We start from the raw sequence: 20,411 nt of genomic DNA on the forward strand, positions 1-20,411 counted from the left end.
CGGCTAGGCGGAGACGCTCTCGCGCGCCTTGGCCTTCTCTTCGTAGTAGGTGGCCCGCTCGTCGACCATCTTCATGAAGCCCGCGATCTGCTCGCGGGCCTCCTCGCCCGCCGCGCCGAAGTCATTGCGCTCGAAGACCTTCCAGAACCGCAGCACGGGCTGGATGACCTCATCGTGGTGGATGCGCAGGTCGTAGATGCCGGCCTTGGCGATCAGGATGGCGTTCTCCTGGAAGCCGGGCATGTTCATCCCGGGCATCGAGAAGCCGATCACCTCGTCGCGGATGGCGCACATGGCCTCGTCCGGCGCGATGTCCAGCGCCGCCTGCATGAGGTTGCGGTAGAAGACCATGTGCAGGTTCTCGTCGAGAGCGACCCGGGCCAGCAACTGGTCGGCGATCGGGCATCCGGAGGCCTTGCCGGTGTTGCGGTGCGAGACCCGGGTGGCGAGTTCCTGGAACGACACGTAGGCCAGTACCTGCAGCGCTGACTTGCCGCCGGCGTCATAGCCGGCGATGGTGTGCTGCATCCGCATGTTCTCGAGGTTCACCGGGTCAATGCCGCGGGTGACGATGAGGTAGTCGCGCAGGGCGATGCTGTGGCGGCCCTCTTCGGCGGTCCATTGGCCGACCCAGGTGCCCCAGGCGCCGTCCCGGCTGAAGGTGGTGGCGATCTCGCGGTGGTACGACGGCAGGTTGTCCTCGGTCAGCAGGTTGACCAGCAGGGCGGACTTGGCGACCGGGTCCAGCGGGGAGTCTTCGGGAACCCAGTCCTCGCCGCCGAGGAACGCGAAGTCGCGTCCCCTGCTCCACGGCACGTAGTCGTGCGGCAACCACGGCTTGGCGGCCTTGAGGTGGCGATTGAGGTTCTGTTCGACAATCGGCTCCAGCTCGTGAAGCAGTGCCGTCTGGACGTTCACCATAGTTTTTGGTCCCCTCCCTGATCGACAGGTGGGCTGTCGCTTGGCCCCCCAGCCAAACCTACGGTCCCGTAGGTTTGCTCCACGGTAAGCACCCACCCCGCCGCGTGTCAACCGTTAACTTAGCTGCTTCGGCGCATTCCGCACCTCGAATCCACCGACCAGCTCAGCTACCCCAGCTACCGCGCCCGGCCTTCCGACTGCCGCTTGAGCCCCTCGGCCTCCATGTCGACGTAGCGACGTATCCGGCCGCCGGCGAGCAGGCCGGCCAGCCAGGCCATCGGACCGGTCAGCGTAAAAGTCAGGACGGCCCGCACCCCTGAGCCGGTCGGCGTCAGCTCGTGGAAGCCGGTGAACCGGATTCCGGCCATCGACGCCGACCAGGTGAAGGACCGCTCGTCGACCAGGTCGGTGACCGTCCACACCATCGGCCGCCCGGTGGGCTGCCGGACTCGGGCGGTGCTGCCGACTCGCAGCGGACCGGAGTCGAGCCGGGTGATCTCACGCATCGATGCGGTCCAGTCCGGCCAATGCTCGACATCGGTCAGGACAGCCCAGACGTCGCTGGGACGGGCCGCGATGGGATCGGTGCGGGTGTAGTGCATCGGCGCTCCCTTCCCCTCAACGGCACGCTACCCAAGTTCGGCGGCCACCCGGGCGCGTTCCCGCATCGAGGCGACCACTCCCCCGTCGGCGAGGATGTCGGCGCCGGTGAGATAGGCGCACTTGTTTCCGGCGCAGAAGGCGAACAGCTCGGCCATCTCCTCGGGCGTGCCCCACCGCGGGATCAGCGCGTCGGGCATCATCATGCCCACCCCGGCCTTCTCTTCGCGCCGCCCCATCTCGGTGTCGATGTTGCCCGGCGACACCGAGACGATGCGCAGCCCGCGGCCGCCGAATCGCTCGCCCTGCGCGGCGCAGTACCACTTCACGAAGGCCTTGCTGACCGTGTACGAGAAGCCCGAGCGCATCTGCTCGGGTGCGTTGTTGCAGTACGCCGTCATCGCGGCCACGAAGGCGTCGCCGTCGCTGAGCGCCAGCGGGAACTGCTTGGTGGGGTATGCCTTGTCGGGCAGCAGCTGCGCGGCCATCGAAGCCACGTTGACGATCACCGCGCCGTCGCCGGCGACGTCGTAGAACACCTCGTTGACGACGAGGGTGCCGAAGGCGTTGGTGCGCATGACGAATTCGGCGTCACCCATGCTCGGGCTGACCCCCGCGGTGTGGACCACCGACGCCAGCGTCCCGAGACCGGTCGCGGTGTCGAACAGCCGGGTGACCGCGTCACGATCGGTGACATCGCAGTTGACAGCGGTCGCGGCGATGCCGAGCTCGGAGAGCGCGACCTGCGCCGAGTGGAGCCGCTCCTGCCGAACATCGCACAACACCACGGTGTGGTCTCGGCCCAGGATCTTGGCCGTCGCCAGACCCATGCCGCCCGCGCCGCCGGTGATCACTGATACTGAAGCCATAACTGGACGGTAGACGGCTGCGCCCCGGTGCCGGTCGACTGGGTGATGCGGAGAGTCGAAATGGCTGATCTGTCAGGCAAAGTGGCGCTGGTGACCGGAGCCTCGTCGGGCCTGGGCGCGGCGACGGCCCAACTGTTCGCCCGGCGCGGCGCGACGGTGTTCGGGCTGGCGCGCGATGCCGAGCGGCTCGCCATGGTGTTCGCCGACGTGCCCGGCGGGCAGTACGCCCCCACCGACATCAGCACCGCGGCGGCCTGCGCGGCGGCCGTCGAGCAGTGTGTCGCCCAGTTCGGGCGGCTCGACGTGCTGGTCAACGTCGCCGGCGCCCACCAGATGCGCCACACGCCGGCCGTCACCGACGACGAGTGGGCCCACGATCTGGCGGTCAACCTCAACGGGCCGTTCTTCCTGTGCCGCGCCGCGCTGCCGCACCTGCTGGAGGCGGGCGGCAATATCGTCAACGTCGCCTCGATCGCCGGGGTGGAAGGGCAGGCGTACTCGGCGGGCTACTGCGCGGCCAAGCACGGGCTCGTCGGGCTGACCCGGGCGTTGGCCGTGGAGTTCGCCGCGGAGAAGCTGCGGGTCAACGCGGTGTGCCCGGGTGGGATGCTGACCCCGCAGGTGACCAACTTCCAGCTTCCCGAGGGCGCCGACGTCAACCTGATCATGCGGGTGGCCTCACCGCGCGGGATGAGCGCCCCGGCCGATGTCGCCGAGGTGATCGCCTTTTTGGCCAGCGATGCCGCCGCCGCGGTGCACGGCGCGGTCTACCTGACCGACAACGGGAAGACGGCCGGCTAGGACGCATCCGGCAGAGCGGTATCCCTGTCGGACGTCAGAGCTAGCGTGTGGGCCATGGAACCGAAACCGGGCCCTACCGCGACACGTCCCGTCCTGCCAGAGGGCTACGGATTGCCGAGTTCGGCGGAAGGCTTGTTGAGCTGGTCAGAAGTTGAACAGCGATTGACCGCGTCCCAGCACTATTGGCTGACCACGGTGCGCCCGGACGGCACCCCGCACTCCGTACCGCGTTGGGGCGTGTGGCTCGACGGCCGCTTCTATTACGACGGCGCACCCACCACACGCCACGCGCGCAACCTCCAGGACAACCCGGCGTGCACCCTGACACTGGAAAGCGGTACGCAAGTGGTGATCGTCGAGGGAATCTCCACAGCGACCTCAGCAAACCCCAACGACCTCGGAGCCCGATTGGCGACCGCGTTCGAGAAATACCACCCGCAGTACGCTCCCGGCCCCGATGCCTGGGCGGGCCAGGACGGCGGCGGACTGCGGATGATCATCCCCCGGCGGGCCCTGGCCTGGTTCGCGTTCCCAACCGACTGCACCCGGTTCGCCTTCTGACCCTAGGCCACTGCGCGCAACGATCGCGCAGTAGCCGACCGGGCTGATCAGCGCAGCGCCAGGCCGGTGATCGCCCGGGCGATGACCAGCCGCTGGATCTCGCTGGTGCCTTCGAAGATGGTGAAGATCTTGGCATCGCGGTGCATCCGCTCGACCGGGTAGTCGCGGGTGTAGCCGTTGCCGCCGAGGATCTGGATCGCCTCGTCGGTGACGTAGACCGCGGTCTCGCTGGCGAACAGCTTGGCCATCGAGCCCTCGGCGTTGTCGAAGGCCTTGTTGTTGCGCGCCATCCAGCCGGCCCGCCAGACCATCAGCCGTGCCGCGTCGATCCGGCTCTTCATGTCCGCCAGTTTGAAGGCTACGGCCTGGAACTCACCGATCTTGCGGCCGAACTGCTCACGCTGGCAGGCGTATTCGAGGGCGTATTCGTACGCGGCGCGCGCCACCCCGACCGCCATCGCCCCGACGGTCGGACGAGTGCGCTCGAAGGTCTTCATGGCGGCCTGACCGCGGGCGGATGCACCGGATTTGACCCGGGCGACGCGCTCCTCGAACTTCTCTCGCCCACCGAGGATCATGTCCTCGGGCAAACGGACGTTGTCCAATACGATCTCGGCGGTGTGCGAGGCCCGGATGCCGTGCTTCTTGAACTTCTGGCCCTGGGCCAGCCCCTTGGTGTCGGGCCCGATGACGAACGTGGCCTGGCCGCGTGAGCCGAGTTCGGGGTAGACCGAGGCGACCACGATGTGCACGTTGGCGATACCGCCGTTGGTGGCCCAGGTCTTGGTGCCGTTGAGCACCCATTCACGTGTTGCTTCGTCGAAGCGGGCGCGAGTCCGGATCGCGCCGACATCCGAGCCGGCATCGGGTTCCGAGGAGCAGAAGGCCCCGAGTTTGGGGTCATCGGCGGTACCGAACATCTCGGGCAGCCACCGGCCCAGCTGTTCGGGAGTTCCGTTGCCCGCCAGGGCCGCCGCCGCCAACCCGGTGCCGAGAATCGACAAGGCGATCCCGGCGTCACCCCAGAACAGTTCCTCGAACACCGTGAGCATGCCGATCCCGCTGGGCTCGGCGGCCTGGGTGGCGAACAACTCGGGCGAGTACAGGCCGATCTTGGCGGCCTCCTGGATGATCGGCCACGGCGTCTCTTCCCGCTCATCCCATTCGGCGGCCGCCGGGCGGACGATCTCGGCGGCGAACTGATGGACCCAGTCCCGCACCTCGATCACGTCATCGCTGAGCTCTACCGAGAACGACATTGCTACTCCTGGAAGGACTGGGCGGACGCCACGGGACACTGTCGGGCTCGATTGTGGCACCTCATGCTGGAAGCAATTGCGCAGCGTCACCTAACCCGCGGATCGGTCAGGCCCAAATCGCTTGTGCCGCGACATTGCCGACGTAATAGGCGCCCAGCCCGCAGGTCAAGGTGAGCACCAGGTTGGCCAGCGCGTACAGCCGCGCACCGACGCCGGCCAGCTGCAGGGTCTCGTAGGAAAAGGTCGAGTATGTGGTCAGCGCGCCGCACAGACCGGTGCCGACCAACAGGTGCAGCCCTTGGTCGCCGGGGCTCGCGGCGCCCATGAGCACACCCAGGACCAGGCTGCCCAGCACATTGGCGGTGAACGTGCCCCACGGGAAGGTGGTGTCGTGGCGGGCCTGGACGAATCGGTCGGTCAGGTAGCGCAACGGCGCCCCCACCGCGGCGCCGGCGATGACCAGCAGCCAGGTCACTGGCCGGCGGGGCGTCGCCCGACGTGGCGGATGACCTCGACTTCATCCAGCAGGATCAGGCCCTCGGTGACCAACTCGTCCAGCTCCGGCAGGAAGGCACGGATCCGCTCGGCGGCGTCGACGATGATGACCGAGACCGGCAGGTCCTCAGACATCGACAGCAGCCGGGTGGTGTGGATGGCCGAGGACGCTCCGTAGCCCTCGATGCCGCGGAACACCGACGCGCCGGCCAGGCCGGCCCGATGCGCTCGGTGCACGATCTCGCTGTACACCGGCCTGTGATGCCAGGTGTCGCTCTCTCCGAGGAATACCGTCAGGCGCAACGCGCGTCCGGTGAGCTCGCTCATGCTGTCCTCCTGATGACCAGACGGCGGGTGAGGCTGGCAGCGGTCCAGGTCGCGATCAACACTGCCACCGGCGTGGTGAGCAGGTAGACCAAAGCCGGGACCGGCTGTCCGGCGGCGATCAGGGTGTCGACGTCGCCGGAGAAGGTGGAAAACGTGGTGTAGCCGCCGAGCACGCCGGTGCCCAGCAGCGGACGCAGCAGTCGATGTCCGACCCACAGTTCGGTGATCGCCACCATCAGCACCCCCATCAGCGCACACCCGCTCACGTTGATTACCATTGTGGCCCAAGGGAACCCACCGACCGGGGTGGGCAATGCCAGCGCGACGGCGTAGCGCGCGCAGGCACCGATCGCGCCGCCGACGGCCACGGCCGCGACTACCGGCGTCTGCTCATGCACCGCGGAGCCCCGCTATCGGTTCCGGCTAGGCAGAGCCGTCGCCATGTCCATGCGGCGCGGCGGCCTCACGGGTGATCTGCTCGAACTGCTGCGCCATGGCTTCGGCCAGCGCGGTAGCCGCCGACAGCGGCCGGACCATCACGACGAAGTCGTCGATCTTGCCGTCGTCGTCCATATGCAGGAAGTCGCATCCGCTGAGCCGTTTACCGTCGACCGACGCTTCGAATATCAGGGCATGGTCACGCCCGGAGGCGTCAGCGATCTCTCGCACGTAGCGGAAGTCTTCAAAGACACGCATCACGGCGCGCAGGATCGCCGCGGTGACCGGCTTGCCCGGGTAGGGCTTGAACGCCACCGGACTGGTGAACACGACATCGTCGGACAACAGCGCCTCGATGGCCGCGGCGTCACGGGCCTCGACGGCTTGCCGGAATGGGTGCATGCCACGCCTCCGCTGGTCAGTTGGTACGACTGACCATCACGGTAGACCCACCAGCGGCCGCGGCCGAGGAGGCCTGGTCGCCTGCCGGCCGCAGCACAGCCACGGTGGCCATCGGGCCTGACTCGATCTCGGTGCCGGTCTCCGGTGCCTCGCGCCCCCGGGCCGGCAGCACGTGCGGCGCCGCGGCGATCGCGAGCACTGCGGCGCCGGTGGCTCCCAGGGCCTCCGACCAGCCCAGCGGTCCCACCGGTACGCAACCCAGGAGCTGGCTGATTCCGGGCAGGCTGATCATCGCCGCGAACGCTGCGAATGAACCAGCGGCGGTGAGCAATACCAACGGCGCGTGGGAGTCGACCAGCGTCTGGGCCAGCTCGGTGGTGACCAGCGTGATCAGCGCGACCGTGGCGGCGCGTTGCCGGGCGCCCGGTACAACAGAAAGGCGAGCCATCCCCCATGCCGCGCTGGCCGCGGCCCCGGTGATCGCTCCGCGGACCGCGACGGCGCGCATCAGGCTGCGTTCGTCGATGCCGTGCACGACTCGATGCGAGGAGCCGGCCGGGGTGCTGACCGCGACCGCGGTGGCCGGCAGCGCGTCGGTCAACATGTTCATCAGCAGCAGTTGGCGGTTGTTCAGCGGCGAGGTCCCCGACAGCGCGGTGCCGACGACACCGAAGATCACCTCGCCGACGTTGCCGCCGAGCAGGCCCGTCACCGCCAGCTGCACCCCGCGCCACAGTCGCTGGCCCTCGTCGATGGCATCCACCAGTGCGCCGATGCGCCCGTCGGTCAACACGATGTCGGCCGTGAGGTGCGCCGAGTCGCTGCCGCGCGCCACGACGCCGAGACCCACGCTGGCGGCCCGGATCGCCGCCGCATCGTTGGCGCCGTCACCGACCATGGCACAGACCCGGCCACTGCGTTCGAGGGTCTGCACCACCTGCACCTTGTTCTCCGGGGACATCCGGGCGAAGATCGCCCGCTGCGCCACCGCACGTTCCTGGCCCTTGCGCGACAACGCGTTCCACTCCGCGCCGGTGATGACCTGCTCGGCGGTGACCGGCACCCCCAGTTCCGCGGCGATCGCGGTGGCGGTGACGGGGTGATCGCCGGTGATCAGCCGGATGCCGACGCCCCGCTCCGCCAGGTCGGCGAGCAGTTGCGGCGCTTCGGCTCGGGGGGTGTCGGAGATGCCGAGGAACCCGGTGAGCGTCAGTCCCTCGCCGCACAGTCCGGCGAGAGCGTCCGGGTCATCGGCCAGCGACTTCACCTGTGCGGCGCTGAGGCGGCGCTGCGCCACCGCGATCACCCGCAGCCCGCCGGCAGCGAGTTCGGCGACCGGCGCGTCACTGTCCGGGCCGAGGTCGGTGCAGGCGGCCAGCACCACTTCGGGTGCCCCCTTGATCATCAGTTCCCGACCGACCACCGACGCCGAGAACGCCCGGCCGGAGCGGAACGGCAGGTGGGCGTCCGGGGTGGTCCAGAGGCTGCCGATACCGGCGGCGGCCTCGGTGACGGCCTGGTCGGTGGCGTGCGTGTGGGGGTCGCCCTCGGGCGCCGGCGCGGCGTTGGCCGCGCATCGCAGCACGTCGTCCTCGGCGTGGCCGGCGACGGGGTACACCCGGGTGACCCGTAGCCGGTTCTCGCTCAGTGTTCCGGTCTTGTCGAAGCAGACCACCTCAACCCGGCCCAGGGCCTCCACCGAGCGGGGAATGCGCACCAGCGCACCGGAATCGGTCAGGCGTTGGGCTGAGGCATGCTGGGCCAGGGTCGCCATCAGCGGCATGCCCTCGGGCACCGCCGCCACGGCGACCGCGATAGCGTTGCCCAGGGCCAGACGCAGGCCACCGCCGCGCAGCATCCCCAACAGACCCACCATCAGCCCGCCGCCGGCACTGGCCGGGAACGCGCGACTCATCAGCTGACTCAGCTGGTGCTGCAGGCCGACCACCGGCAGATCCCCGGCGGCCAGCTCGGCGGCACGACGGGCCTGAGTGTCGGCGCCGACGGCGGTGACCACGGCCCGTGCGGTGCCGGCGACAACTGTCGTGCCGGCGTAGAGCATGCAGCGCCGCTCGGCGAGTTCGGCGCCCGGTGTCGCCGCGGTCTGCTTGTCGACCGACAGTGATTCGCCGGTGAGCGATGATTCGTCGACTTCGAGGTCGGTGGCCTCGATCAGCCGCGCGTCGGCGGGCACCACCTCGTTGCTGCGGACCTCGATCACGGTGCCGGGTATCAGGCGGTCCGCGACGATCTCGGTGTAGGTATTGGTGCCCGGCGCGACGGTGCGGGCGGGCGGGGTCTGTTGGGCCAGCAGCCGGTTCAGCCGGTTCTCGGCCTGCAGCTGCTGGGCTGCCGCGAGCATGCAGTTGCCGATCAGCACCGTGCTGACCATCAACGCATCCACCGGCGAACCCAGCATTGCGGTGGCCGCCGAGCTCAGTGCCAGCACCGGCATCAGCGGATCCGACAGTTCGGCACGCACCGCCCTGATGAACTGCCAGGCCATGTGCGGTGGCGCGGCGTCGAGTTCGGCGGCGGCACAGGCGAGGTCGGGGACCGGCAGAATCGCGCGGATCTCGTCCAGTGACATCGCATGCCATTCGTAGGCCGGCGCGGGCCGCGGCGGCTGCGTCCGAGCCACCTGGCGAGCCAGCAGGTATCCCGAGAGCAGTCCGGTGGCTGCCCCGGCGGTGACCGGCCCGGGACCGCGACCGCCCCGCACCCCGGGAACCATCAGCAGTGCACCGAGTGTCGATGCGCCGGTGGACAGGGAGATGCCGCGCTGGGCGGCCGCGCGCGCCGCCGGTATCGCGTGCAGCACCCGCCAGGCGCCGGCCAAGTCGGCCAGCAGCAGATCCGCCTCCCATGGCGGTGGCGTCTCCGAGTCGCCGGGCAGGATCCCCAGGCCCACGTCGGCGCAGGCGAGTGCCTGCGCACCGCTCGACGTGAGCACCGCAACGGTGCGGCCGTCTTGCTGGCGTGCCGTCAATGCGGCAGCCAGCGCCTCGTCGAGTTGTTCGTCGTCGGCGGCGGTATCGACCGGCGCCAGTTCGTCGAACGCGGGACGCAGTTCACCCAGGGCTTCGACGTCGAGGGTGACCAGTTCCGCGCCCGATGCCCGAGCCTCGGCCAGCATCGCCGCAGCCAGCGGGTGGCGTGCGGTGGCGGTGCAAAGCAGCCGGGGATCGATGAGGACGGCGTCGACGCGGTCGAGTCGGCGCAGGCCCTCCGGGCGCAACGGCAGCGCGGCGTGCTGCTCGACCAATGACCGGCTCAGCGTGGCCGCGAACGATTCAGTGGTGGTGCGCATGGCTTTCGGGGAGGCGACCACGGCCGCGGTCGCGGCTGTGGTGACGTTGCGGGTGAGCACTCCCACCAGGCCGGCCCCGAACAACTGGACGTAGCCCACCCGCCTGCCGTGGCGGTCGACCGCCCCCTCCGGTAGCGGCACCGGCCGCGACGGCACGTGCACCTGAGCCTGGTCGGCGTGCCGGGCCAGGTACGGCTCGTGGCGGTTCCAGGCCTGCGCCGCGGCCGCAGACTCGGCGGCTTTGACACCTTGCAACGCCAAGTCCACTGCCAGCGTGGCCGGCGACAGGGTGGCGATACGCGCTCCGGTGGAGATCAGCGACAGCACCGTGTCGGCAGGTCCCCTGCCGATTCGGTCGGCGAGTTGCCGGCGCAACCACGGCTGGTAGTTGGCCAGCGCCGCGACGGCGTCGACGGTGATCGGCGCCTGCGGCAGCCGCAGCGCGCGCCCGGCGACCGCGATGGCCGACCCGGCGGCGTTGACGCCGACCATCACGCCGCGGGCCATCAGCAGCAACCCGTCGCCGGGCAGGACGGTGGCCGGCGCTGCCCCGATCGGAGCTGCCGTGCCGTCGGAGTGGCGGTAGCTGCGTTCGGTCTCGGCGATCAGGCGGCACAGGTCATTCAGCGTTACCTGCGCACCTTCGACCGCCAGTTCCACCACGACCCGAGACAACGGGCGGTTCAGCCGCGCCGACACCACGCCGGGTTCGGCGACGAGCGTGTCAAGCACCCGCTGCCCGAGTTCGGGGGATTCAGTCAAGCCACGTACCTCGATCCAGGCGCGGCCTTCCCCGCGCCAGCACCTGCGGGTCAGCGTCGCCGTGGTGGATTCGCCGGACAGCATCCGAGTGGCCTCGCGAATCGGCAGCGCGGCGACCTGCAGGCCGGCCGAGGTGATGGCCCCCACCGCCTCGGTGGTGGCCGACGCACTGCGGGCCGCCGCGCCGACGACGGCTGACGCCGCACGGATTCCCAGGGTGGCCGGTCGCAGCAGCAACGATGTCGGAATCAATTCGGCAGTAACCAATCCTGTGGTCTGACGGCGGGCCTGGGCCGTACCCGCCGGGCGGCCAAGGCGCCGCCGGAACTGCCCAATTCTGGCGACACTTTGGCGATTGCGCAACTATGCGAATGTGTCGTTCGGCGAATCCCGCCATGGGAGTTGGGACAAAATGAATGCCGCCATGGCAAAAGATGAAGAACGGCTGTCCGAAGAAATCAGTTCAGTCAACCGGACCGACGAACCGACCCAACCCCAACTGGCATCCGCCGCGAGCACGTTCGCGCTGCTCAGCAGTCCGGCGCGCCTGCACGTGATGTGGCTGGCCGCCCAGGACGCCTACGACGTGACAACCCTGGCGAGACGGACCGGCGTCAACGTCGCCACCATGAGCCAGCACTTGACCAAGCTGCGGCTGGCCGGGCTGATCAACGCACGGCGCGACGGGCGCCACCACATCTACACCGTCGACGACCCGCACATCCTGACCCTGCTCCAGCAGATCTTCGCGCACATCGCCCCGGACGGCGGCCTCGCACCGGACCCGCCGAGAGGGTCGTGAAACCGCGCGGCGAGCGCGGTCCGGCACGGAAGACGATCGTGATGCCGATCACAGACCAAAGTCCCGAGATCGCGTGATCGACACCACGTTTCAAATTTTTACAACCAAGGGCTGTATAACGTCTGCAGCCATGAAAGACCCAGTGCTTGTTCTTCCGGTGATAGCGGGAATCCTCGGGCTGCTCGTCTTCGGGTTCCTGACACTAGAGGTCGTGTTCCACCTCGGTTGAGCCGTTGAGCCGTCGACCGGATCATTCGGGAAAGACGCCCGGATAGGGCAGCAGCGCCATTTCCCGGGCGTTCTTGATGGCGCCGGCGACCTGGCGCTGTTGACGGACGGTCAGTCCGGTGGCCTGCCGGGAGCGGATCTTGCCGCGCGGGGAGATAAAGAGCCGCAGCGTCGCGGTGTCCTTGTAGTCGACCGCGGCGAGGCCGAGTCGGGTCAGCGGGTTGGCCTTGGCAGCACGTGCCGCAGTCTGCGGAACACGCCGAGCGCCTTTGGGTTTGGCTGCCATCTACCAACTCGCCTTCCGGACGCCGGGCAGGTGACCGTCGTGTGCCAGCTGACGCACGCGCACCCGCGACAGCCCGAACTTGCGCAGGTAGCCGCGGGGACGCCCGTCGGCGCAGTCGCGGTTGCGCAGCCGCACCGGGCTGGCATCGCGCGGCTGGCGGGCCAGTTCACGCTGGGCTGCCAACCGTTGCTCCGCACTGCTCGACGGTGACCGGATGATCTGCTTGAGTTCAGTGCGCCGCTCGCCGTAGCGGGCCACCAGCGCACGGCGCTGCTCGTTCTTGACGATCTTGGACTTCTTGGCCACGGCTCAGCGCTCCTCCCGAAAATCGACATGGCGCCGGACCACGGGGTCGTATTTACGCAGCACCAGCCGGTCCGGGTCGTTGCGCCGGTTCTTACGGGTGACGTAGGTGTAGCCGGTCCCCGCGGTGGAGCGCAGTTTGACGATGGGGCGAATATCGGTTCGCGCCATCAGATCCGCTCCCCTTCGCGACGCAGCCGGGCCACCACAGCCTCGATACCGTCACGGTCGATGACCTTGATGCCCTTCGCGCTGACCCGCAGGGTGACCCGGCGATCTTGCGACGGCAGGTAATAGGTCCTGACCTGAATATTGGGCGACCAGCGGCGTCGGGTGCGGCGATGCGAGTGCGACACCGCGTTCCCGAATCCGGGAGCCCGGCCGGTGACTTGGCAGCGTGCAGACACCAGAACCCTCCTCCAAAGCTTATTGAAAATGATTGTCGACAAGCGATGCGCTGGAGGCTACCGTAGAGACGGCCTTAATGACAATGATTTCCAATAGGAGGGTGATGCGGACTCCGGTGATCCTGGTGGCCGGACAGTACGGCACCGAAGCAGCGGCCAGAGCCTTGCAGGCCAAGACGGGTACGGTGACCGTCTCCTACGGCCTGGACGGTCATGTGGTGGTTCGGGAAATCGCCAGTGGGACAGCGGCTACCACGACTTCGGCCCTGGAGTTGGCGCATGGCTGTGTATCCTGCACGCTGCGCAACGACCTGCTGGTGCTGTTGCGCCGGCTTCACCGGCGTGCTGGGGTTGAGCGCATCGCCGTCCAGTTGCCCGACTGGCTGGAACCGCAGCCCATCTGCTGGGCGATCCGCAACGTTCGGGTCCGAGTCGGACCGGGGTACATCGACGGCCCGGCCGGCCGCGATGTCACCGTCGCCGCGGTGGTCACGTGCCTCGACGCCACGGCGTGGCTGCCGCAAGCTCTCGGCGACGACGAACTCGACGACGGCCGCACCATCGCGCAGGTAGTGGTGGGACAGGCCGAATCCGCTGATGCGCTGGTGGTTTTCGACCCGGACCCGACCGCGTTGGCGGTGCTGCGCCGGTTGGCTCCGCTGGCACGCATCACCGCCGGCACCGACCGCCTGGAACAGGCACTGACCCATCTCGACGACGGCGCCCGCCGAGGTCGCGGCGATGATCCGCACGCCCCGCTGTTGGCCGGTCAACCGCCGCTGCGGGCGGAGGGGCCGGTCGAGATGATCGAATTTCATTCCCGGCGACCGTTTCACCCGCAACGCCTGCACGCGGCCCTCGATGTCCTGCTCGACGGAGTGATCCGTGCGCGCGGCCGGCTGTGGTTGGCCAACCGGGGTGAGCGAGCGATCTGGCTGGAGTCGGCGGGCGGCGGGCTGCACACCTCGTCGGCCGGTAAGTGGCTGGCCGCGATGACGGCCGCGGAGGCCGCCCGGGTCAGCCCGGAACGGCATGCCTTCGCCGACCTGATCTGGGACCATCGCTACGGCGATCGGCACACGTCGCTGGTGGTCCTGGCCTGCGGAGCCCGCCCCGAGAAGATCCGCGAGGCCCTGTCGCAGGCATTGCTCACCGACCACGAGTTTCGCCTGCCGAACCAGTGGTCCGGCTATCCCGACCCATTCGGCGACCACCACCAGGAGCCGTGCGACGAAACCTCAACGGCCACAGTAAATATTTCCCATTACCACACCCGAGACGGAGACCAGCGATGAAACCCGGCATCCATCCCGACTACCACCCCGTCGTCTTCCAGGACGCCACCACCGGCCAGACGTTCCTGACCCGCTCCACCGTCACCAGCGACCGCACCATCGACTGGCCCACGCCGACGGGCACGCGCAGCCACCCGCTGGTGATCGTGGAGATCAGCTCGGCGTCGCACCCGTTTTGGACCGGCAACAGCCGAATCGTTGACACCGCCGGGCAAGTCGAGAAGTTCCGCCGCCGCTATGGACAACGGTAGAACTGTTCCCACGCAACGTCACTGGGAACTGACGAGCGCCTCGATCACTTCGCGCGCCACGCGGGTCCCCGATTCGATGGCGCCCTCGAGGTAGCCCGCGTGGTCGCGGGCCGTCTCGGCGCCCGCCCAATGAATGTCGCCGATCGGGGTGCACGCGATCGGCGGGATGCCGGCAGTGGTCCCGGGCTGGGCCAGCGCGACGTAGCCGCCACCGACGTATTCATCGAGGTGCCATGACTTTTCATGCCAGCTCACCGGTTCGAGAACGTCAGGCCCGACATAGCGGACCAGCGCACCGAGCACCGAACGACGCCGATCGACAGCATCGAGTCGGTCAAGCTCGCGCGCCTCTGGTCCGCCCACGAGCACGCACAGATGGCCTGGCCCGCCCGGCGCACCGGTGTCGAACACTGCCCTGCCGGGCTTGTCCAGAACCAGAAACTCACCGCCTGTTCGGTCTCTCCAGAACGGGCGCGGAAATACCGCCACACCCTTGTACACCGAGCCCATATAGGTGTCGGACGCCAATGCGGCGCGACTCGGCGGGAGCGGTGGGTCGTATGTGATTCGCCCGGCGATCGGTGGCGGAACCGTCACAATGACTTTCGCGACACGGATTTCGCCCGCGGTCGTGTGGATGGTGAGGCCATCGCCGCGACAAATGATCGCCGTGACCCAATGCCCCGGGCGCACTCGCGCACCGAGCTCGGCGGCAAGGCCATCGATCAGCGTGCCGATCCCTTCGGCGACCAAGGACTCCTGAGCACCCCCGGCCGTCGCCAGCATGGTCCGCAGCCCGCCCTGCTGGCGGATGCTCTGCGCCATCGCATGAACAGAGAAGCGATCCAGGTCAGCCGTCCACGAGATGAACCCCAGCACTTCGAGCAGCCGTCGAGTGCGCCTCGGCAGGTGACGCAGCCACGCTTCGACGGTGGTGGTATTCCAGCGTTGCGTGTTGGCCACCCGAGACCAGAGTTCGACGCCGACGAGAACGAGAAGGGCCACCAGCATCGACGGCCCCGCCGCACGTAACCTGCGCGATCCGTCGACCACGACGGGCAACGGCCGGGTGTGCATCTGGAACTGCGTGGCGCCCAATTCGGAAGCCAGCGCCTTGATCCGGTGGTGGTCGTGGCCGATCCACTGACCGCCGAGGTCCACTCGCGACCCCAAGGCACTGGTCTCGGTCATGGCCCGTCCGCCGAGCCGGTCGGCGGCCTCGAGAACGAGCACATCGACGCCGGCCCGGTGCAGTTCACGGGCGGCCGTCAGTCCGGACAGCCCCGCGCCCACGACGGCCACCGCCGCATCCTGTCGCTCCACGGCCACAAATTTAAGTCGGTCAACCGACCGAGTCAAGGGCCGCCGCCGACCGTCCGACGCATCAGCTGCGTGGAATCAGCGGCGCAGGCGTTTGCCGGCGGGCTGCGGATCGGCGAATTGCACGACCATGTCGACGGCACGTCCGAGATCGCGCCTCGCCCGCTCGGGGTCCGGGCTTGTCACGTACTGCACGATCAAGCCGTCCACCAGGGCGAGCGCGAGCCGCCCGAGGCTGTCGAAATCAACGGCGCAGCGCTCCCCCGCCGCCTGCGCGGCCTGCGCGCAGAACTCGGTGACCAGCGCGGTGTAGCGCTCATACTGCAGCTGGGCCAGCCCGCCGGAACCTTCGCTTCGTACCGAGTACATGGCCAGCTCGTATTGGATGATCTGCAGGCCGGCGTCGCTTTCGACCAATGTGCTCCAGAAGTTCGTCACGCCCTGCCGAAGCGCATGGGCCACTCCCCGGTCGAGCTGCAGATCGGCGCGCACGGTGTCCACGACGTCGTCGATGACCGTGGCAATGACCGCACGCAGCAGTTGGTCCTTGGACGGAAACACGTAGTGCAACGTCCCCAGGGGGATCCCGGCTTCAGCGGCAACCCCGCGCAACGTCGTACCCGCGACACCGACTTCACTGAGCACTCGCATCGCGGCCGCGACGATCTGTCCCTCACGCTCGGATGCCTTGACGTAGGCCATCTAGGCCACCGCATTCATGAAGCCAGCACTAACCGGCGCGCCATACCCGCAACGCGGCGGCGATCATCGGAATCTGCAGCGGCAACCGCGCGATCATCGCAGCCCTCAACCACGGCTTGGTCCAGAACAACCGGACACAGTTGACGTTGGCCGGGAACACCGCGAGGAACAGCGCGACCGCGACGAGGCCTGCCGTACGGCGGGTCCGCGGCCATAACAACAACGCACCCGTCGCAACCTCGGCGATTCCGGAGACATGCGTGTAAAGGCGCGGACCGCCCGGCAACTCGGCCGGAACGATTGCGTCGAACGGCTTCGGCACGACAAAATGCGCGGCACCCATGCCCAGCAGCATTCCGGCCAGCCCGCGCGCAATGTTCACGGCGCCTTGCTGTTCTGACGGTGCGGCAGTCATCGTTCGATCGTAGCCAGCGCGGCGCGCTGGAGTCATCGGCTGCCGCCGCCGAAAAGCACGGCGGCCATCAGGGCGTGAATCCGCGACCGCTGTTCGTCGCGATCATCGAAGTTAACCAGGCGTCCCAAATCGACGACTAGGGCAAGTGCCGCGTGGACGCGGAACACCGCTTCGGTCTCGCCGACGCCAACCTGCCCCACCAGGTGGGCCCATTCGTCGACGTTCTGCCGCTGTAGGCCGCGCAATTCGACCCGGTCGGGTTCGGGCAGGTTGGCGAACTCGGCGAAGTAGATGTTGATCAGCTCGGGAGCGGCGAACGCCAGCGTGGTGTAGCGCTCGGCGATGCGCAGGGCCGCCTGCCGCGGACTGGTCGACTCGGCCAGGGCGTCGGTGATGGCCATCAGCACTCGGGCGCTGGCCCGGTGGAAGGCGGCGGCCAGCAAGGCCGCCTTACTCGGGTAGTAGCGGTAGGCGCTGGAGCCGTTCAAGCCGGCGGCGGTGCCGATCTCCTCGATGCTGACTTCGTAGAAACCCCGCTGGCCGAACATGCGGATGGCCTCGGCGAGTAGCCGTTCGCGTTTGGACGTGCTCGGCAGGCCCTGCTCCGGTCGTCGGGGCGCAGGCCCCGAAGGTGCCGCCGGCAGCTCCGCGTTGAGCACCGACCAGCACAGCTCACCGAGCAGTTCCTGCAGTGCGGTGGCCGGCAGCCGTGTTCGGTGCGCGGAGATGCTGCCGATCACGCTCAGCGCCGCCGCAGCCAGGATCGCCACGTCGGCGTCGGGAAGTCCCGGGCGCAGCAACGCCAGTGGTTCGGCGATCGCGGCGTTGAGCGCGTCGTAGCTGGCCCGAATGTCCTTGCGCTCCGGCGGCTGCAAGTAGCGCCGTTCCCACCGATAGAACGCGCCCTCGCGTCGCGTCCCGATCGTGGTCTCGATCAGCGCGGCGGTGATCGCGCGCAACCGCTCCTGCACCGGCCGGCTCGGGTCGTCGGCGGATCGCGCGGCGCTCACCAGCGCCCCCGCCGTGTACTCGGCGGTCGCGACCAGTAGCGCGTACTTGTTGGCGAAGTGCCGGTACAGCGCCGGTCCAGAGATACCCACCTCGGCGGCGATCTCGTCGACCCCGACCGCGTGGTAGCCGCGATCGCTGAACGCGCGGGCTGCGGCGCGGACGATCTGAGCCTTGCGGTCCTTGCGGCGGCGCTGCACCGCAGTCGGCGATCCCGCCGCCATGGCCGCAACCATTTTCACCCCCGTGTTGACTGTTGGACTCGCCACCCATACGTTAACCACAATTTACGTTTTCATCCACGGAGGAAGTTTCGTGTTGCAATCCCGGTTCATCGAAGGGCGGGTCTGACCGTGTCCGAGAACGCCGCCAAACTCACCGCGACCCGCGACGGTCGGGTGCTGCGGGTGACGATCACCAACCCCGCCCGGCTCAACGCGATCGACTACGCCACCATGGCGGGCCTCGGTGACGTCATCGCCGGCGCGGCCGACGACCCCGGCGTGCGGGCCATCGTCATCACCGGCGAAGGCAAAGCTTTCTGCACCGGCGCCGACTTGTCGGCCACGGCCGGTGGCGTCAGCCCCGAGGAGGTCATGGACTGCGCCTCCCGGCTGGTCACCTCGGTCGCCCAGACTCCGGTGCCGGTGATCGCACGGATCAACGGGCCGGCCGCCGGCGTCGGCGTGGGTCTGGCGCTGGCCGCGGATCTGATCTACGCCGCCGAGAGCGCCTACTTCCTGCTGTCATTCACCAACATCGGCCTGATGCCCGACGGCGGCACCACCGCCCTGGTCGCGGCCGCCGCCGGACGGGCCGTGGCCAACGAAATGGCGCTGCTCGGTGAGCGCCTGTCGGCGACCGCCGCCCGCGATGCCGGCCTGATCAACGCGGTGCTCGGCGAGGCGGAGCTGGACGCCCGGGTCAACGAGGCCGCCGAGAAACTGGCCCACGGACCGCGTCGCGCCATCGAACTGACCAAACGCGCGCTCAACGCCACTAACCTCGCATCGTTGGACGCCGCCCTGGCTCGCGAGAAAGCCGGCCAGGTGGAGCTGCTGGGCTCCCCCGACTTCTTCGAAGGCGCCGCCGCGATGCTGCAGAAGCGCAAGGCGGTGTTCGGCGAATGATTGCTCAGCCGCTGCGGTCTCGCCGCAACCACTGGATGAATCAGGTGGCGAACCACGCCGAGATGCGTCCCGACGCCGTCGCCTTTCGCTGCCGTGGCAACGACACCACCTGGCGACAGCTGCACGAACGCTCGGAACGCCTTGCGGCAGCACTGTTCCGGCGCGGCATCTCCTTCGGTGACCGCGTCCTGATCGTGATGCTCAATCACACCGAATACGTCGAGTCGGTCCTGGCGATCAACGCCCTGGGAGCCATCGCCGTCCCAGTCAATTTCCGTCTCACCGATCCCGAGATCAGCTACATCGTCTCCGACAGCGGCGCCAAGGGCGTCATCACCGACGAGCTGCTCGCGCCGCTGATCGAGGCGGTCCGCAAGAACACCACCGGACTCGATGTGGCCGTGGTGCTCGGCGATGACTACGAATCGCTGATCGTCGAGCCCGGCGACCCGCACCCGGGAGCCGATGTCCCCGAAGACACCCCGGCGCTGATCATGTACACCTCGGGAACCACCGGAAGTCCCAAGGGCGCCATCCTGTCCCACTCGAACCTGCTGGCCCAGTCACTGACCTGCATCCAGGCGCTGCAGATCAGCCCGGACAGCGTGTACTTCTGCGCCGCCCCGATGTTCCACATCGCCGGTCTGGGCAGCATCGCACCCAACCTCATGCTGGGCACCAAGACGGTGATCCACCCGCTCGGTGCGTTCAACGCCACCGACACCCTGGACGCCTGGGAGCGCGAGCGCGCCACCTCGGTGTTCCTGGTGCCGGCGCAGTGGCAGATTATCTGCGCGGATCCGACTGTGCGGCAACGGGACCTGGCGTTGGAGGTGATCAGCTGGGGCGCGGCGCCGGCGTCGGACACCGTACTGCGGGCCATGGCGGAGACGTTCCCGGACGCGCTGAACGTCGCGGTGTTCGGCCAGACCGAGATGTCGCCCATCACTTGCGTGCTCCAGGGCAAGGACGCGATCCGCAAGCTTGGCTCGGTGGGCAAGGTGATCCCTACCATCGCGGCACGGGTCGTCGACGAGAACATGAACGACGTAGCGCCCGGCGAGATCGGCGAGATCGTCTACCGCGGGCCGACCATGATGCAGGGCTACTGGAACAAGCCCGAGGCGACCGCCGAGGCGTTCGCCGGCGACTGGTTCCACTCCGGCGATCTGGTGCGCGTCGACGACGAAGGCTTCGTCTACGTCGTCGACCGCAAGAAGGACATGATCATCTCCGGCGGCGAGAACATCTACTGCGCCGAGGTGGAGAACGTGCTGTTCGAGCACCCGATGATTCGGGAGGCAGCCGTGATCGGGCGCGCCCACGACAAGTGGGGCGAGGTGCCGGTGGCCATAGTCGCCACCGAGGCATCGCTGACGCTGGAAGACCTCGAACCCTTCCTCAACGAGCGCCTCGCCCGCTACAAGCACCCGAAGGAACTGGTGCTGATCGACGCATTGCCCCGCAATGCCAGCGGCAAGGTGGTCAAGCCGCAGCTGCGCAAGCAGTACGGTTAGCG

The 20,411-nt window shown here is 68.5% G+C and carries 24 protein-coding genes; 7 read left to right on the forward strand and 17 right to left on the reverse strand.

The features are described 5' to 3' along the window. Nucleotides 1–3: 3 nt before the first annotated feature. The 3 genes from ABW16_RS02425 to ABW16_RS02435 form a co-directional block, all read right to left on the reverse strand. The gene (locus ABW16_RS02425) at nt 4–921 is read right to left on the reverse strand and encodes an acyl-ACP desaturase (RefSeq protein ID WP_047317478.1); all 918 of its coding nucleotides are present in this window, start codon (nt 919–921) and stop codon (nt 4–6) included. Nucleotides 922–1,097: 176 nt separating this feature from the next. Continuing rightward, nucleotides 1,098–1,523: an SRPBCC family protein gene (locus tag ABW16_RS02430; RefSeq protein WP_047317479.1), complete on the reverse strand. Its 426-nt coding sequence runs from the start codon at nt 1,521–1,523 to the stop codon at nt 1,098–1,100. Between the two features lie 27 nt (nt 1,524–1,550). Further along, a complete protein-coding gene (locus ABW16_RS02435) occupies nt 1,551–2,390 on the reverse strand; it encodes an SDR family oxidoreductase (RefSeq protein ID WP_047317480.1) in 840 nt (279 codons plus the stop codon). A gap of 60 nt (nt 2,391–2,450) precedes the next feature. Between ABW16_RS02435 and ABW16_RS02440 the strand changes: the two genes are divergently transcribed. Next, the gene (locus tag ABW16_RS02440; RefSeq protein WP_047317481.1) at nt 2,451–3,191 is read left to right on the forward strand and encodes an SDR family NAD(P)-dependent oxidoreductase; all 741 of its coding nucleotides are present in this window, start codon (nt 2,451–2,453) and stop codon (nt 3,189–3,191) included. 54 nt (nt 3,192–3,245) lie between these two features. Next, nucleotides 3,246–3,752, forward strand: coding sequence for a pyridoxamine 5'-phosphate oxidase family protein (locus ABW16_RS02445; RefSeq protein ID WP_047317482.1), 507 nt, complete (start codon nt 3,246–3,248; stop codon nt 3,750–3,752). A gap of 47 nt (nt 3,753–3,799) precedes the next feature. Here ABW16_RS02445 and ABW16_RS02450 read toward each other — a convergent pair whose 3' ends face one another. The 6 genes from ABW16_RS02450 to ABW16_RS02475 form a co-directional block, all read right to left on the reverse strand. Continuing rightward, the gene (locus ABW16_RS02450; RefSeq protein ID WP_047317483.1) at nt 3,800–5,011 is read right to left on the reverse strand and encodes an acyl-CoA dehydrogenase family protein; all 1,212 of its coding nucleotides are present in this window, start codon (nt 5,009–5,011) and stop codon (nt 3,800–3,802) included. Between the two features lie 106 nt (nt 5,012–5,117). Next, nucleotides 5,118–5,486 (reverse strand): fluoride efflux transporter CrcB, encoded by a 369-nt coding sequence (gene crcB, locus ABW16_RS02455; protein WP_047317484.1) that lies wholly within the window; start codon nt 5,484–5,486, stop codon nt 5,118–5,120. After that, nucleotides 5,483–5,833, reverse strand: a complete 351-nt coding sequence (locus ABW16_RS02460; protein WP_047317485.1) for a DUF190 domain-containing protein — start codon at nt 5,831–5,833, stop codon at nt 5,483–5,485. Before ABW16_RS02460 ends, crcB (ABW16_RS02455) begins: the two co-directional genes overlap by 4 nt. Next, entirely contained in the window at nt 5,830–6,231 is a 402-nt protein-coding gene (gene crcB, locus ABW16_RS02465; RefSeq protein WP_047317486.1) for a fluoride efflux transporter CrcB, read from the reverse strand. The genes ABW16_RS02460 and crcB (ABW16_RS02465) overlap by 4 nt, the downstream gene beginning before the upstream one ends. 25 nt (nt 6,232–6,256) lie before the next feature. Beyond that, a complete protein-coding gene (locus ABW16_RS02470; RefSeq protein WP_047317487.1) occupies nt 6,257–6,673 on the reverse strand; it encodes a nuclear transport factor 2 family protein in 417 nt (138 codons plus the stop codon). Between the two features lie 16 nt (nt 6,674–6,689). Beyond that, on the reverse strand, nt 6,690–11,012 hold the full coding sequence (locus ABW16_RS02475; RefSeq protein WP_233424671.1) for an HAD-IC family P-type ATPase: 4,323 nt from the start codon (nt 11,010–11,012) through the stop codon (nt 6,690–6,692). A gap of 88 nt (nt 11,013–11,100) precedes the next feature. Between ABW16_RS02475 and ABW16_RS02480 the strand changes: the two genes are divergently transcribed. Next, nucleotides 11,101–11,547, forward strand: a complete 447-nt coding sequence (locus ABW16_RS02480) for an ArsR/SmtB family transcription factor (protein ID WP_233424672.1) — start codon at nt 11,101–11,103, stop codon at nt 11,545–11,547. A gap of 250 nt (nt 11,548–11,797) precedes the next feature. On the opposite strand, the gene rpsR is transcribed toward ABW16_RS02480, so the two are convergent. From rpsR to rpmB, 4 genes are read right to left on the reverse strand one after another with little or no spacing between them, the layout of a single operon-like run. Further along, nucleotides 11,798–12,061, reverse strand: coding sequence for a 30S ribosomal protein S18 (gene rpsR / locus ABW16_RS02485; protein WP_047317488.1), 264 nt, complete (start codon nt 12,059–12,061; stop codon nt 11,798–11,800). Next, a complete protein-coding gene (gene rpsN, locus ABW16_RS02490) occupies nt 12,062–12,367 on the reverse strand; it encodes a 30S ribosomal protein S14 (protein WP_047317489.1) in 306 nt (101 codons plus the stop codon). A gap of 3 nt (nt 12,368–12,370) precedes the next feature. Further along, on the reverse strand, nt 12,371–12,535 hold the full coding sequence (gene rpmG, locus ABW16_RS02495; protein WP_024441797.1) for a 50S ribosomal protein L33: 165 nt from the start codon (nt 12,533–12,535) through the stop codon (nt 12,371–12,373). Further along, the gene (gene rpmB / locus ABW16_RS02500) at nt 12,535–12,771 is read right to left on the reverse strand and encodes a 50S ribosomal protein L28 (protein WP_047317490.1); all 237 of its coding nucleotides are present in this window, start codon (nt 12,769–12,771) and stop codon (nt 12,535–12,537) included. Before rpmB ends, rpmG begins: the two co-directional genes overlap by 1 nt. Before the next feature lie 104 nt (nt 12,772–12,875). Between rpmB and mrf the strand changes: the two genes are divergently transcribed. Together mrf and ABW16_RS02510 are read left to right on the forward strand one after the other, a co-directional pair. After that, entirely contained in the window at nt 12,876–14,066 is a 1,191-nt protein-coding gene (mrf, locus tag ABW16_RS02505) for a ribosome hibernation factor-recruiting GTPase MRF (RefSeq protein ID WP_047317491.1), read from the forward strand. Beyond that, complete coding sequence (locus ABW16_RS02510; protein ID WP_047317492.1) at nt 14,063–14,317, forward strand: type B 50S ribosomal protein L31; 255 nt, start codon at nt 14,063–14,065, stop codon at nt 14,315–14,317. Before mrf ends, ABW16_RS02510 begins: the two co-directional genes overlap by 4 nt. 18 nt (nt 14,318–14,335) lie before the next feature. Here the strand turns inward: ABW16_RS02510 and ABW16_RS02515 are convergent, their stop codons facing one another. The 4 genes from ABW16_RS02515 to ABW16_RS02530 are packed head-to-tail and all read right to left on the reverse strand — an operon-like array spanning nt 14,336 to nt 17,986. Further along, the gene (locus tag ABW16_RS02515) at nt 14,336–15,676 is read right to left on the reverse strand and encodes a flavin monoamine oxidase family protein (protein ID WP_109519443.1); all 1,341 of its coding nucleotides are present in this window, start codon (nt 15,674–15,676) and stop codon (nt 14,336–14,338) included. Nucleotides 15,677–15,715: 39 nt separating this feature from the next. After that, nucleotides 15,716–16,339 (reverse strand): TetR/AcrR family transcriptional regulator, encoded by a 624-nt coding sequence (locus ABW16_RS02520; RefSeq protein WP_047317493.1) that lies wholly within the window; start codon nt 16,337–16,339, stop codon nt 15,716–15,718. 28 nt (nt 16,340–16,367) lie between these two features. Next, nucleotides 16,368–16,754, reverse strand: a complete 387-nt coding sequence (locus ABW16_RS02525; protein WP_047317494.1) for a DoxX family protein — start codon at nt 16,752–16,754, stop codon at nt 16,368–16,370. A 32-nt stretch (nt 16,755–16,786) separates the two neighbouring features. Next, on the reverse strand, nt 16,787–17,986 hold the full coding sequence (locus ABW16_RS02530; RefSeq protein WP_233424674.1) for a TetR/AcrR family transcriptional regulator: 1,200 nt from the start codon (nt 17,984–17,986) through the stop codon (nt 16,787–16,789). A gap of 129 nt (nt 17,987–18,115) precedes the next feature. Between ABW16_RS02530 and ABW16_RS02535 the strand changes: the two genes are divergently transcribed. Next, nucleotides 18,116–18,892, forward strand: a complete 777-nt coding sequence (locus ABW16_RS02535; protein WP_047317496.1) for an enoyl-CoA hydratase — start codon at nt 18,116–18,118, stop codon at nt 18,890–18,892. Continuing rightward, entirely contained in the window at nt 18,889–20,409 is a 1,521-nt protein-coding gene (gene fadD5, locus ABW16_RS02540) for a fatty-acid--CoA ligase FadD5 (RefSeq protein WP_047317497.1), read from the forward strand. Before ABW16_RS02535 ends, fadD5 begins: the two co-directional genes overlap by 4 nt. Nucleotides 20,410–20,411: the final 2 nt, after the last annotated feature.

Source organism: Mycolicibacter heraklionensis (genome assembly GCF_001021505.1).
Lineage (GTDB): Bacteria > Actinomycetota > Actinomycetes > Mycobacteriales > Mycobacteriaceae > Mycobacterium > Mycobacterium heraklionense.

Bases quoted from the DNA above. Each gene is read 5' to 3' on its own strand.
- ABW16_RS02440 (WP_047317481.1), top strand. From the start codon at position 2,451: ATGGCTGATCTGTCAGGCAAAGTGGCGCTGGTGACCGGAGCCTCGTCG.
- ABW16_RS02445 (WP_047317482.1), top strand. From the start codon at position 3,246: ATGGAACCGAAACCGGGCCCTACCGCGACACGTCCCGTCCTGCCAGAG.
- ABW16_RS02530 (WP_233424674.1), bottom strand. From the start codon at position 17,986: ATGGCGGCGGGATCGCCGACTGCGGTGCAGCGCCGCCGCAAGGACCGC.
- rpsR (WP_047317488.1), bottom strand. From the start codon at position 12,061: ATGGCAGCCAAACCCAAAGGCGCTCGGCGTGTTCCGCAGACTGCGGCA.
- ABW16_RS02425 (WP_047317478.1), bottom strand. From the start codon at position 921: ATGGTGAACGTCCAGACGGCACTGCTTCACGAGCTGGAGCCGATTGTC.
- ABW16_RS02525 (WP_047317494.1), bottom strand. From the start codon at position 16,754: ATGACTGCCGCACCGTCAGAACAGCAAGGCGCCGTGAACATTGCGCGC.
- ABW16_RS02510 (WP_047317492.1), top strand. From the start codon at position 14,063: ATGAAACCCGGCATCCATCCCGACTACCACCCCGTCGTCTTCCAGGAC.
- ABW16_RS02460 (WP_047317485.1), bottom strand. From the start codon at position 5,833: ATGAGCGAGCTCACCGGACGCGCGTTGCGCCTGACGGTATTCCTCGGA.
- ABW16_RS02450 (WP_047317483.1), bottom strand. From the start codon at position 5,011: ATGTCGTTCTCGGTAGAGCTCAGCGATGACGTGATCGAGGTGCGGGAC.
- rpmG (WP_024441797.1), bottom strand. From the start codon at position 12,535: ATGGCGCGAACCGATATTCGCCCCATCGTCAAACTGCGCTCCACCGCG.
- ABW16_RS02470 (WP_047317487.1), bottom strand. From the start codon at position 6,673: ATGCACCCATTCCGGCAAGCCGTCGAGGCCCGTGACGCCGCGGCCATC.
- mrf (WP_047317491.1), top strand. From the start codon at position 12,876: ATGCGGACTCCGGTGATCCTGGTGGCCGGACAGTACGGCACCGAAGCA.
- ABW16_RS02430 (WP_047317479.1), bottom strand. From the start codon at position 1,523: ATGCACTACACCCGCACCGATCCCATCGCGGCCCGTCCCAGCGACGTC.
- ABW16_RS02435 (WP_047317480.1), bottom strand. From the start codon at position 2,390: ATGGCTTCAGTATCAGTGATCACCGGCGGCGCGGGCGGCATGGGTCTG.
- ABW16_RS02520 (WP_047317493.1), bottom strand. From the start codon at position 16,339: ATGGCCTACGTCAAGGCATCCGAGCGTGAGGGACAGATCGTCGCGGCC.
- fadD5 (WP_047317497.1), top strand. From the start codon at position 18,889: ATGATTGCTCAGCCGCTGCGGTCTCGCCGCAACCACTGGATGAATCAG.